Source organism: Pseudomonas sp. LBUM1651 (genome assembly GCF_059716135.1).
This window is the reverse complement of record NZ_CP166805.1, coordinates 3,405,139-3,418,165: the sequence shown is the minus strand read 5'-3', so window position 1 is coordinate 3,418,165 and position 13,027 is coordinate 3,405,139. Positions and strand designations below refer to the sequence as shown.

At 58.3% G+C, this 13,027-nt stretch carries 10 protein-coding genes; 4 read left to right on the top strand and 6 right to left on the bottom strand.

Annotated features, from left to right (window positions below):
* Positions 1 to 41 precede the first annotated feature (41 nt).
* The 3 genes from ACA066_RS15830 to ACA066_RS15820 form a co-directional block, all read right to left on the bottom strand.
* Positions 42 to 662, bottom strand: a complete 621-nt coding sequence (locus ACA066_RS15830; RefSeq protein WP_497695665.1) for a LysE family translocator — start codon at positions 660 to 662, stop codon at positions 42 to 44.
* 34 nt (positions 663 to 696) lie between these two features.
* Positions 697 to 1,425, bottom strand: coding sequence for a hypothetical protein (locus ACA066_RS15825; RefSeq protein ID WP_497695664.1), 729 nt, complete (start codon positions 1,423 to 1,425; stop codon positions 697 to 699).
* A 98-nt stretch (positions 1,426 to 1,523) separates the two neighbouring features.
* A complete protein-coding gene (locus ACA066_RS15820) occupies positions 1,524 to 2,018 on the bottom strand; it encodes a PaaI family thioesterase (protein ID WP_497695663.1) in 495 nt (164 codons plus the stop codon).
* A gap of 260 nt (positions 2,019 to 2,278) precedes the next feature.
* Here ACA066_RS15820 and ACA066_RS15815 point away from each other — a divergent pair, with 260 nt between their 5' ends.
* Positions 2,279 to 4,849 carry a bifunctional diguanylate cyclase/phosphodiesterase gene (locus tag ACA066_RS15815; RefSeq protein ID WP_497695662.1) on the top strand — a complete coding sequence of 857 codons (2,571 nt, stop codon included), beginning with the start codon at positions 2,279 to 2,281 and terminating at the stop codon, positions 4,847 to 4,849.
* Positions 4,850 to 4,880: 31 nt separating this feature from the next.
* Here ACA066_RS15815 and ACA066_RS15810 read toward each other — a convergent pair whose 3' ends face one another.
* Positions 4,881 to 5,285, bottom strand: a complete 405-nt coding sequence (locus ACA066_RS15810) for a RidA family protein (RefSeq protein ID WP_497695661.1) — start codon at positions 5,283 to 5,285, stop codon at positions 4,881 to 4,883.
* A gap of 143 nt (positions 5,286 to 5,428) precedes the next feature.
* Between ACA066_RS15810 and ACA066_RS15805 the strand changes: the two genes are divergently transcribed.
* On the top strand, positions 5,429 to 6,376 hold the full coding sequence (locus ACA066_RS15805; RefSeq protein ID WP_497695660.1) for a LysR family transcriptional regulator: 948 nt from the start codon (positions 5,429 to 5,431) through the stop codon (positions 6,374 to 6,376).
* A 110-nt stretch (positions 6,377 to 6,486) separates the two neighbouring features.
* Here the strand turns inward: ACA066_RS15805 and ahr are convergent, their stop codons facing one another.
* Both ahr and ACA066_RS15795 read right to left on the bottom strand, forming a co-directional pair.
* Positions 6,487 to 7,518, bottom strand: a complete 1,032-nt coding sequence (gene ahr, locus ACA066_RS15800) for an NADPH-dependent aldehyde reductase Ahr (RefSeq protein ID WP_497695659.1) — start codon at positions 7,516 to 7,518, stop codon at positions 6,487 to 6,489.
* 99 nt (positions 7,519 to 7,617) lie between these two features.
* Positions 7,618 to 8,376, bottom strand: coding sequence for a sulfite exporter TauE/SafE family protein (locus ACA066_RS15795; protein ID WP_497695658.1), 759 nt, complete (start codon positions 8,374 to 8,376; stop codon positions 7,618 to 7,620).
* A 147-nt stretch (positions 8,377 to 8,523) separates the two neighbouring features.
* Here ACA066_RS15795 and pdxR point away from each other — a divergent pair, with 147 nt between their 5' ends.
* On the top strand, positions 8,524 to 9,996 hold the full coding sequence (gene pdxR / locus ACA066_RS15790; protein WP_497695657.1) for a MocR-like pyridoxine biosynthesis transcription factor PdxR: 1,473 nt from the start codon (positions 8,524 to 8,526) through the stop codon (positions 9,994 to 9,996).
* 195 nt (positions 9,997 to 10,191) lie between these two features.
* Complete coding sequence (locus ACA066_RS15785) at positions 10,192 to 12,996, top strand: amino acid adenylation domain-containing protein (protein ID WP_497695656.1); 2,805 nt, start codon at positions 10,192 to 10,194, stop codon at positions 12,994 to 12,996.
* The last annotated feature ends 31 nt before the right edge of the window (positions 12,997 to 13,027 follow it).

Sequence of the window (13,027 nt, the reverse complement as noted above, 5' to 3'; positions counted from 1 at the left end):
TTTTGCGTATCGTTCATCGGCGGATTACGGACCCTGCCCCCTCAGCGCTTGCTAAAGGCCAAACGAGCGGCAAACAGAACAAAAATCATGCCCGTCGTGCGATCCATCCACTTGATCACCTTTTCACGCCTCAGAATGCCGGCGAGGGGTCGAGTCGCGCCAATCAGCATCGTTGACCAGATCAATCCGATCACCACATGGATGCTGACCAGACCAAATGTCCAGGCAACCAGTGGCTGTCCTTGCGGAATGAACTGCGGGAGAAAAGACACGTATAAAATGCCGATCTTCGGGTGGAGGACATTCCCGGTCATGCCCTTCAGGAACCAGTTGGCCGCAAGCGTCGCGCCCGTTTCGACGGGCGACAGAGCGCTGCGCGGGTTCAACAGCAAGTTCAATCCAAGCCACGCCAGGTAAGCGGCGCCGCAGTATTTCAAGAGGTCATAGGCCAGTTCCGAGACTGCAATCAAAGCGCCCAGACCAAAGGCGACGGCCGCGCCCCACAACAAGCAACCCGCATTGATGCCCAACGCAGCGCGAAGCGCCTGCTGTTTGCCTTCCACCGTGGCGGTTCTCAAGACCAGCGCAGTGTCGAGCCCAGGCGTCAGTGTCAGCAACGTGGCCGCGAAGGTAAAAGCGAGAAGGTTGTCGGGGATGGACATGGGTGTGTGACTTCAAATTGAGGGTGTGAGCACGTTAACACGGGCCTGGCTGACTGCCGATGCACGTTTTTTGCCGCTCCCAGGCCAGTTTGATTGCCTCAATGCTCGGCTCGAATCTGGACATGTGCCGAATCCCCACGACCGGAATCTTGCGGCTGCCGATGGTTGCAGTGAAGCCATAAGTCGCCCGGTAGGAAGAAGTGTCAACGTGATCCAGCGCCTCTTCATTCCCGAATCTCTCCCACAGAATCCTGGCCGCCGATGGGCTTCCCAAGCCGTTGCTGTAAGCAATAATCAACTCGGGTTCCGCGAGCGGCACTGTCACCCGTTCGAAAAAATCCATTGATTTGCGTGTCAGCGATTCCAGGCTCGCCGCAGAAGATTGCCGCGCGGCTTTTTGTATGGACGCAGCATCAGCGGAGCACAGCAGCAACGCATTGGTATAGAGGGTGTCGCGCCAGTCAAAACCAAGCGTGGTTGGCAACTCGGTCAATCGCCGGGGCAGGGGCGTCGAACCCCAGCCACCTTTCAGGCCATGGGCGACATTGGAAAACTCGGGCTGTTCGTAGCCTGCCTGTACTGCGCCGGCATTGGTGTGGATGTCGTCGGCGAGGGAGCCGTTGAAGCCGATCACGATCAGGCGCTTGCGGCTGGGCGGTGCGGCGAGCAACTCGAAGGCGCAGTCGAAGGGGCGGGCAGCGAAATCACCGATGCCGAGGTCTTCGAGGACTTCAAGAATAAAATTGCGGGTTTTTAACGGCATAGGTCTTTCCAGTTGGCATTGCAGCACAGGGAATCGGCACCAAGGAAAAGCCAAGTAGCCCGACTTGAATCGCTCAGGTTTTTGCAGAGGGTAGCAAACTACCGGCCATGTGCAACCGCCGCCAGTTGCTCGGTATCGACGCGCACAAAAACGGAGTCCCCGACAGCCGTGAGCACACCCCCCGCGTAGACCTCGCAGATGACGCGGGTTTTGCGTCCGACTTCACCTTCCACTTTCGCACGCAGGGTCAACGGGACGCCCATCGGCGTCGGTTTGATGAACTTGATGCCCAGGTTGCCAGTGACGCAGTTGATGCGCGGGAGGCTGGCGACTTCGCGGTTTTCCACCCGGTAGTGATAGGCCATCGCCGTCCAGTTGGAATGGCAGTCAACCAGCATCGCGATCAAACCACCGTAAACCAGATCCGGCCAACCACAATACCTGGCTTCCGGCATGTGCTCGGCGATGACATGCTCGCCGTCCTCATGCCAGAAGCTCTTGATCTGCAGCCCGTGCGGATTGCTGCCGCCGCAGCCGTAACAAACACCGTCAGGCGCGGCGGTGTCTTGCAGGGAAGTGTCGAGCGTGGACATACCTGGATCATCCTCAAGAATGTGAACCGGACCGGGCGGATTTTAACGCCGAACCGATAACGATGGGTGCCGCAAATTTCATGTCCGGCGCGGGCGTCAGATCATTCCCTGGTGAAATCTCATGGCTGGATCGTGTCGGGCGCAGAACCATAGGCTTTAATAGAAAGCGGCCACTCATGGAATGCCCCTGCTCATCGTTCTGCCAAAGTAGCCGATAGCAGGGTATGCAAAGGACTTATTTCAACGAAAAGCGGGAATCTATGCCGAACAGTCTCGCCTCCAGTAACCCTTCTTCCTCCCGTCGCTCTAGCGTGGTACTGGCTCGCGCCTCGCTGTTCAAGTTTGTGGGTCTATTGGCAGGCGTGTTTTTACTGGCCAGCTATTCACTCGTTTACCTTGCACATGATTTGGACCGGACGGAGGAGGCTGAAAGCGCGTTTTACACGAAGAAGGCAGTCCAATCGCTGGAAAAGTCGCTGCGCTCAACCGTCAAGGATTACGCATTCTGGGGCGACGCCTACAAGTATCTGCATACTGAAGTGGACCCTGACTGGGCCTTCGTACGACAGAACGTTGGACCAACGCTTTACACGGATTTCGGGGTCCAGGGACTGTTTGTCGTCAACGACGTCGATCGCACTGTTTACGCTGTGGTCAAGGGTGAGCTGAAATCCGTGGAAGTCACAGAGTGGCTCAAGCAGTCCATTCCCGGGATTCTTGATAAGGCGCGTGCAGGAGCGGAAACAGAGACGCCGACAACAGCCTTCATCAGTGTGGGAGGAGTACCCGCCCTCGTCGCGGCAGCAGCCATTACGCCGGGAACAGACCCGACAGTGGTGCCTGATGACAGGCCGCCTTCGGTGCTGATTTTTGTCGACGTGTTGAACAGCGCCAAGTTGCAGATGATCGGCGACGATTTCGGGGTCGATCGTCTGCACGTTGCCACGTCCGGCGAAACGGACACTGCGTCGCTCCTTCCACTGGGCGATGACGGTTCGGCCGGCAGCCTGCAGTGGAGTCCGGAAAGGCCGGGCCTGCGGTTGTTGGGGATAGGGTTGCCATTGATCGGCATCGCCGCATTGTTGGTGTGCCTGATGACGTCGGTCATTTTGCGTCGCACGACGGCTGGTGCGCTGGCACTTGACGCCAGCTATGCGTCACTGCAAAGCAGTCAGGACGCCCTTGCCACCAGCGAAGCACGCTTTCGCGACGTCGTTGAAGCCAGCTCGGACTGGGTATGGGAAATCGATTCCGAGTGGCATTTCACCTATTTGTCAGAGCGATTCGAAGACGTGACGGGGCTCTCCAGAAACGTCTGGATTGGTGCGGTGATCGATGATCTGCTGAGTACCGAACTGGGCACGTTGGCTCAGTGGCTCAGCATCCCGAACCGTCGTCCGGATATCAGCATTCAGTGCCGATACGTCGATACCGAAGGCCAGGAGCGAATCACTCGTCTTTCGGCTCGAAAAATGGCAGGTGGAGGGTTCCGGGGTACTGCGACGGATGTGACAGAGGAAGTCGAAGCCCGTCGGCGTATCGAATTCCTCTCGCAGCATGACGCCCTGACCGGGCTACCGAACAGAACCCGTCTTCAAGAGTTTCTCGACGGTAAACTCAAGGCATTGCCGACGATAGACCAGCCGCTGGTCATGCTCAGTCTGGACCTGGATCGTTTCAAACCGGTGAATGACTTGCTCGGGCATGCCGCCGGTGATCTGGTCCTTAATGAAGTGTCGAATCGCCTGGCAGAGTGCGTGCGCCATGGCGACCTTGTCGCTCGGGTCGGCGGGGATGAGTTTGTATTGATTCTGACTGACGTGAGTTCCCAGGAAGAAGTCGAGACGCTCTGTCGCCGCTTGATCGAGTCGATCGAGCAGCCGATAGCGATCGATGAGCAGGAAGTGTTCGTCAGCGCCAGTGTTGGCGTTGCGATGGCGCCTCATGACGCCTGCGAGGCGACCGAACTGCTTCGCTACGCGGATATCGCACTGTACGAGGCCAAGGCCGCAGGTCGTAACACCTGGCGTTTTTATGCCGGGGATATGAACGCCAGGATCATCGAGCGCCGTCGACTGGAAAGCGACCTGCGCTTCGCGATCAAACACGGAGAGCTGCGGCTGCATTTCCAGCCACGCTATCGTATCGCTGACGGTCAGATGGTGGGTGCCGAAGCGCTGGTCCGGTGGCAACATCCTGAGCGCGGTTTGATACCACCCGACACTTTCATTCCGATTGCCGAGGAATCCGGACTGATTCTTTCCCTGAGCAACTGGGTTCTCGATACCGCGTGCCGCTGCGCCGCACAGTGGCCGGAGCGCCTGTTCGTATCAGTCAACCTGTCACCGACCGAATTCAAACAAGGCAATCTGGTCGAGCGCATTCAGAAAACACTCACCGACTCAGGAATCAACCCTGCCCGAGTAGAGTTGGAAATTACCGAAAGCGTCATGCTCGAAGACGCCTCCGGCGCTCTTGAGGTAATGCGTACCCTCAAACGTCTCGGCGTACGGATATCAATGGACGATTTCGGAACGGGATATTCTTCGCTGAGCTACCTTCGCGCATTCCCGTTCGACGGCTTGAAAATTGACCGCAGCTTTTTGAACAGGCTGGCCGACAGCGAGGATGACAAGGCGATCATCCGGGCTATCGTGGGCCTGGGACGTGCGTTATCGCTCACCGTTACGGCTGAGGGCATTGAAACGGCCGATCACCTGAAATTGCTGAAATCGGTGTCGTGCGATGAAGGTCAAGGCTATTTCCTGAGCCGGCCGCTGGATATTGTTGCTTTCAATGAGTTGGTAGGCCTCGTCGAGGAAGCTCGTTAGAGGCAGGCTAACAACCCTGAACAACGGTCGTTCATCCCTGGACGGTTTCCGGAAGTCTGGCGATCACCTTGATCTCGAACTGGAAACCATACAGCCACGTGACGCCAATCCCGGTCAGCGTCGGGTGCGGTGCGTTGCCCCAGAACTCCGGCACGATCTTCCAGATCGTTTCGAACGTCGATTCGGGATCGACGATGAAGACGGTGACATCAATCACGTCGTCGAAGGTGCAACCGGCCGCGACCAGGATCGCGTTCAGGTTGTTGAAGGCGAGCCGGACCTGTTTCTCCAGGTCGGGCTCGGGCGCTCCATCCTCCTTGCTGCCAACTTGCCCGGACACGAACAGAAAGCCATTGGAGCGAATCGCCGGCGAGTAGCGATTGCGCTCATAGAGTGCTTGGCGTCCGCTCGGAAAAACCACATCACGCGTTGTCATAAAGGACCTCCATCAAAGGGCCAAGGCCGACCCGAAACAAACGTTGAAGGGACTGTAAGGACTTGCGCCCGGTCGATAAACGAGCAACCTTGGCGATCACTGTTTGGAAAATACAAACAATCTGATCGACACAAGGGGCGGCGATGGACCGTTTTGATGCAATGCAGGCATTCGCGCGGGTGGTGGAGGCGGGCAGCTTCACCAAGGCTGCAGAAACGCTGCACATGAGCAAGACCACCGTGACTCAACTGGTGCAGCAACTGGAGGCGCGGTTGCGCGTCAAGTTGCTCAACCGCACGACGCGCAAAGTCAACGTCACCGCCGATGGCGCTGTTTATTACGAGCGCGTGATCAAACTGCTGGCCGACATCGACGACGCTGAAACCAGTCTGTCCGGCGCCTCGGCATTGCCCCGGGGCCGGCTGCGAGTCGATGTGCCGAGCCCGCTGGCGAGCATGATTCTGATGCCGGCATTGCCTGGTTTCTACGCGCGATACCCTGACATCCAGATCGACATGGGCGTCAGCGATCGCATCGTCGACATGATCGATGAGAACGTCGATTGCGTGGTGCGCGGCGGTGAACTCACGGATCAGTCGCTGATGGCCCGGCGCGTCGCTGACCTGCCGCTCGGCGTATTTGCAGCGCCGAGCTATCTGGCTCGGGTCGGCACGCCCTTGCATCCGCATGAGCTGGAAGAGTCGGATCATCGAATCGTCGGTTTTCTGTGGGCGCGCACCGGCAAACCGCTGCCCTATGCGATGCACAACCACAGTGAAAGTGTGCAGGTCAAAGGTCGCTACGTGTTGGCCGTCGACGATGGCAATGCCTATCTCGCGGCCGGGCTGGCCGGGTTGGGCGTACTCTGGTTGCCCAAGTACATGTCCAAAGCGTTCGAGGCGAGTGGCGAGTTAGTGCCGCTGTTCGAAGACTGGCACCTCGATACGATGCCGCTTTACGTGGCGTTTCCGCCGAACCGGCATATCAGCCTCAAGTTGCGCGTGTTCATCGATTGGGTCGTCGAGGTGATGGCGCATCACGCGCCGGTCGGCGACCGACATGCCTTCGAATTAAAGTTACCTACAGAATGACGCGAAACCTCTGACAGCATGAACCATGGCCCAACACTGTGATTCCACCGACGCTGGTCATGGTCAAAGTGGGTGAGGGCGCATGCGGTGTTACCCGACGCGCTCGTCAGTCATTTGCTGGCGTCGAGCACGACGCGGTAACGCGCCTTGCCACTGCGCAGGTGATCGATGGCTTCATTGACCCGGCTCATGGGGAAGTGCTCGACCTGCGGCAAGATCTGATGGCGGGCGCAGAACTCCAGCATGGTTGCCGTAGTAGCAGGCGAGCCGACCGGCGAGGCGGACAAGCTCTTCTGTTGGGGAATCAGGTCGAGCACGTGTACCGGAATTGCGCCGGGCACGACGCCAACAAAGTGCAAACGCCCCTTGCCGCGCAGGGTGCCGAGCATGGCCGACCAGTCGAGGTCGGCGTTGGCGGTGATCAGGAGAAAATCCAGGGTGCCGGCGATGGCTTTCAGCGCAACGCTGTCGGTCGAGGCGACGACGTTGTGCGCGCCCAGACGCTTGGCTTCGTCCTGCTTGCTCAGTGACGAAGTGAAGGCCGTGACTTCGCAGCCCCAGGCATTGAGGAAGCGTAATGCCAGATGACCGAGGCCGCCGATACCCACCACACCCACCCGGTCAGTGGGCTTGACGTCAAATTCCACCAGCGGGTTGAACACTGTCGAGCCGGCACAGAACAGCGGACCGGCCATGGCGGGATCGAGGCCCTCCGGTATCGCAAGCGCCCAGGCCCAGTGCGAACGCACGCGGTCGGCGAAGCCGCCGTTGCTGCCGATGATGGTGGGTTGGGCCGTGCCACACAGGTGATGGGAACCACCGATACACGAAGAACAATGCATGCAACTGCCCTTGTACCAGCCGATGCCCACCCTTTGCCCCGTTTCGAGACCGCGCACCTGTGCGCCCATTCGCACGATACGGCCGACCACTTCATGGCCCGGGATAAACGGGTATTGGCTGATGCCCCAATCGTTATCGATCAGCGACTGGTCCGAGTGGCAGACGCCGCAATATTCCACGGCAACTTCCACTTCATCTTCTCCCAATGGGCCCGGATCGTAGCTGAAGCGCTCCAGTGGCGCGCCGGCCGCTGTTGCGGCCCAACCGGTGAAGGACGTGAGTTCGGTGTCATCGCTCATGGGAAACCTCCAGGTCAGGAGAAAGGGATTTGGTCACTCGGCTGCCGCGGCGCAGACAACAAAGTGTAGCCGACGGCTTCGAAAGCTGACGCACCCGTTTCAGGCGAGATACCCGCCGACGCCGTCCCACAAAAGCTTCAGGGCTGTGACGACCAGCAAGCCATAACAGGCGCGGTACATCTGGCGTTGGTCCAATTTCGCGTGCAGACGCCAGCCCAGCCAGACACCACTCGGCACGGCGAGCAGGCAGATCAGCATCAGGCTCAGCACGTTGCCCGTCGGTCTGGCCAGCAGCAGCCAAGGTGCGGCCTTGAGCAGATTGCCTACGGTGAAGAACATGCTGGTCGTTCCGGCATAGACCTGCTTGCTCAGGCCGAGCGGCAGCAGGTACATCGCCAGCGGCGGCCCGCCTGAATGCGCGACCATGGTCGTGATGCCCGATGTAAGACCGGCGGCCACGGCCTTGGGCGATGAGCGCGGCCGTACTCTGACTTCTCCGCCAGCCTTGAACCAGAGGCCGACAAAAAACAGCGTGACCGTAGCCATCACAATGGCAATCGCGCGGTGGTCCAGCACGCGAAAGAGCAGATAACCGACGCCGATGCCGACGACAAGGCCGGGTACAAGCAGCTTCAAGTCCGGTTTTGACCAGGTGGACGGCTTCCAGTAACGCAGGCCGTACAAATCCATTGCGATGAACAATGGCGCAAGCAGACCGCCGGCGGTGATCGGGTCCATCACCAGTGACAGAAGCGGGATGCCGACAATGGCAAAGCCGCCGCCGAACGCGCCTTTCATGAAACAGATCAGAAAGACACCGGCGAACGTGACAAGGAGGGTAGTGGCGGTCAGTTCCATGGTGCTGCCTCCCTGTCTTGGTCGGCCTGAAAAACCTTTGAGTCTGGACCCGGCAGCGGACACATGGGGATTTCACTCGCAATGATGAGAACCCATAATCTCGATCAGCACCTGCACAATAAAAAGTGCCAGTTTTGAGGTTCTCCCATGGGCCAGTTGTCTACCAAACCGGAAGCAACCGCACGCGGCGCCGAACGCCGTATCTACGCCAGGCTGCGCACGCAAATAGAAGACGGCACGCTTGCAGCAGGCACCCGGCTTGTGTCGACGCGAGCGCTGGCGGCCGAGCTCGGCGTATCACGAACCACGGTGACGGCGGCCTACGAGCAACTCGCCGCCGAGGGTTTTGTGGTGACATCGGCAGGAAAGGCCGCCAGGGTAGGCGCCGTGAGGAATTCCCCGTCCGGGTCGGCGAAAGCGGACTCGGCGCCACGCGAGCATTTGCCGCCGGCGCTTTCCCAGTACGGCCAGCGGGTGGCCGCTATAAAGCCTTACAGCATGACGACTCCGAATGCCCGTATCGACTTCAAGTACGGTTCGGTCGCCTCAAGGGATTTTCCGGCTCTGGGGTGGCAGCGCGCCTACCGCGCCGAACTGGTCAAGCGTCAGCCCAACCATTATTACGGCCAACCCGAAGGGGAAGAGCGTTTGCGCGCCGCGCTGCAAGGCTATCTGCGACGCGCACGGGGTTTGACCTGCGATGCGGACCAGATCCTCGTAGTGCATGGATCGCAACAGGGGCTCGACCTGTGCGCACGTCTTCTGCTGAACCCGGGAGACGCATTCGTCTTCGAGGAGCCGGGCTATCGCATGGCGAGATACTGCTTTGAGGCCACGGGCGCGACAGCGCTGCCAACCCCCGTCGACGCCTCCGGGCTGGATACCAGCGCTCTGCCGGAAGACGACGGCGTGCGGTTGGCCTATGTGACGCCGTCGCACCAGTTTCCGATGGGCGCGGTGATTCCCGTTGCGCGGCGCCTGGAGTTGCTGAGGTGGGCGAGCCGGCAGCGCGCTTGGATCATCGAGGATGATTACGGCGGCGAGTTTCGTTATGGCCAGCGTCCCATCGACGCGCTGCAATCCATGGATACGGAGGCGCGCGTCATTTATGTCGGCACGTTCTCCAAAGCACTGTCACCGCAGCTCAGGCTGGGTTATCTGGTGCTTCCGCGCGAGTTGGTCAGCGTTTTCCGCGAGGCCAAGCGGCTGACGGATCGCCACTCACCGCGCTGGGAGCAAAACGTGCTGGCCTCGCTGATCGAAAGTGGTACGTATGAACGCCACGTCCGCCGCCTGCGTCGGGAGAACGAACGGCGGCGAAGAGCGCTGCTGGACGCGGTTGAACAGCATCTGGCGGGGCAAGGGCAATTGGTCGGCATGGCCGCGGGTCTGCATGGCGTGCTGCTGTTGCCGGGACTTCGCCCTCAGGATGAACCCTCGTTGCAGGCCGCCGCGCTCGAACGCGGGGTTGGGGTTTATCCGCTCTCGCCGCTGTTTGCCGGCCCCGTGACGGAAGCGTCCGAGCGACCCGCCGGGCTCATTTTGGGCTATGCGGGCCTGACGACGCAGGAGATTCATGAAGGCATTCGGATTCTTGCGTGGGTGATCGCCGGACATTGATGATACCGGGCAGGGCAGCGCCGCCCTTCGAAATTATCGGCGCCACCGGCCACTCTGAACTAACGTTTCATGCAGTCGTCCCGAACTGGAACTACGCTGCATGTTTTGCTCGGCCACCGATAGTCCGCACCATCTCTCTCAGGATTTTCGGGGCACGACGCTAACCTCGTCTACATCATGCGGAGCATACGGATAATGCACGATCTTCGCCCAGACCCAACGCTTAGTCTGAAGGACTGTGCCGAACGCCCGATATTCATGGACTTCCTGCGGCAGGCGGAGCGTTCGCCTGATGCAATCGCTGTCATCGCTCAAGACGCGACGTGCAGCTATCAACAACTTGAAGCGATAAGCCGGGGCATTGCGTCCTCCCTGATCAGAGAGGGCGCTAAACAATCCGACCGGGTTGTTATTGTTTCGAGTCGTTGTGCGGGGCTGGTCTATGCAATGCTCGGTGTGTCGCGTGCCGGATTGATGTTCACGGTGGCCGACGTCGCCTACCCGCCAGCGCGTATAGGGCAAATCATTCGGGCGCTTGAGCCTTCCTTTGTACTGGTGTGCGGCGAGGCGACTGTCGAACTCGAGCTTGAACGCCTTGCGTCAAATCCGCGGGTCGTTCAATTACCGGAACGTCCCGCCGATGCACTGCAGGCGTTCGCCTGTGATCAAACGAGCTTGCCTGAAGTCGACCCGGCCGATCCGGCCTATGTCACCTTCACCTCGGGCAGCACGGGTGAGCCGAAAGGGATTGTGACCCATCACGCGCCTCTGGTTCATTTCATTGAATGGCATACCCAGTGCCATTCGTTATCGCAAGACGATCGCTTTTCCTTGCTGTCCGGTCTGGGCCATGACCCTGTATACCGGGATGTATTCACGCCGCTCTCCATTGGCGCGAAAGTTTTTGTTCCGGCCCAGTCAATCGTCATAGACCCTTTTGCTCTGGCTGCGTGGATACAAGAGAACGAAATATCCATTATTCATCTGACCCCCCCGCTGGGGAAACTCATTGAAGCGGGAGCTAAACCTCGCAGCCTTGAATTAAGCGCCCTGCGATATCTGTTCTGGGGCGGAGAAGCATTAAGTCATACGCTGTACAAACAAATACGCGTCGTTGCTCCAAATGCCGTGAGCGTGAACTTCTACGGTACGACGGAAACGCCGCAGGCCATGGCGTACCATCCTGTCGATCCTGAAGCCGATAATGTCAAAATTCCGCTGGGCAAGGGGATTGAAGGCGCACAACTACTGGTCGTGAATAAATCAAATCAGCTGGTCAGTGAAGGGGAGGTCGGAGAAATACTGATACGCAGCCCTTATTTATCGTTGGGTTACTGGAATGACACATCGCAAACCAGAGAAAAGTTTGTGGTGAACCCGTTTACGAATGCCGAGCACGATCTTTGTTATAAAACCGGTGACCTTGGCACTTATCTTATCGATGGCAGTGTCAGCTTTCTGGGGCGGGGTGACAGTCAGGTCAAGATTCGCGGCCATCGAATCGAACTGACTGAAATCGAAGGCGCACTGTCACGGCATCCCCGAATCAAGCAGTGTGTTGTGCTCGCCAACCATGCCACGTCGCTCGCCAGGCTGGTTGCCTACTGCGTTGCGACAACGCCGGTGTCATCGAGTGAATTGCGTGACCATGTCGGCAAGGAACTCCCCGACTATATGGTCCCGGCGTTGTTCGTCTTCCTGGATGCCATTCCACTCACGCCGAACGGAAAGATTGACAGGCGCGCGTTGGCCTCGATTGATACGGACGCGACGTCGATGAGTTCGAGCCAGGATCTTTCACCGCTGGCGCTCCTGCTGGTGGCCGCATGGTCGGAAATACTCGAAGTCCCGCGTATTGATGCAAATTTGTCGTTCGTCGAGCTGGGTGGGGATTCGCTCTCGTTTGTACAAGCTTCCATGGCACTTGAAGCGCTGATTGGCCATCTCCCGGATCAGTGGGAAATGACACCGGTAAACCAATTGTGTGAGCTGAGCCATAAAACCCGCCCTTCCCGGTTTTCACTTCGGGCAATGGAAGTTCCTGTTCTTCTGCGTGTCATGTCCATTTTGCTCATTGTTATCGGGCACCTTGGTCTTTTTTCAAAATTTCTGATTGCAGGCGAGACGAAGGTGTTGTTTGTCGTGTCCGGCATCAGCCTGGCAAGGTTTCAACTTCAAGCGATCAATGAGCGCGGTAACGTGCGTTCACTGGCAAAGTCCATTGTCAGTATCGCGACACCCACAATCCTGTACGCCATGTTGGTCCAGATAGTTTTCGACAGGGTTCATTGGCAAACGGTGCTGCTTGTTTCGAACTGGTTTCCAGAAAGTATCGTGGGCAACTTTACCTATTGGTATGTCGAAGTTCTTCTGCAAATGATAATAATCATTGGATTCGCCCTGTCGTTCGAGCGAGTCAGAAAATTGATCATGTCAAACCCGTTTCAGAATCTGGTCATTGCAGCGTGCGTACTGGCAGTGGCGGATATTCTGATTGATGCCTATTTGTTTGATGCTGAGGCACTCTATGAAAGAGTGCCGCAACACTACCTTGCGATCATGGTGCTCGGAATGGCCATTCATTACGCCAATTCAACCCTCCAGAAATGGGTCGTTAGTACGGTGACCGTCATTGTGCTGGGCGGGCAGGATCTTCTGGTCGTCTATGGACCGCACGAACTGGACATCAGGGGATATATCGATATCGCCGTGCCTGCCGTTCTTGCGGTGATCTGGATCAAATCCATTCCCGTGCCAGGCATGATCGCGCGAGGGCTTGCGTTGATAGCCTCGTCAACGCTGTATATCTATTTGACGCATTTCCAGTTTAGGTCCCTGGCCCGTCACATCGTTGATGCGCCGGCGCTTTCGGTCGTGATCGCCATAGTCGGTGGCGTCGGGGTTAGTTATGCCTGGAACAAGGTCGTTCGAATTGTCTTGATGCGCTGGAACAGAGGAAAGAAGAAAACCAGTGCGGATACGGTGGAGCGAGTGGCGTGAATGCGCCTGGAGTCCGATATTCCATGAATTC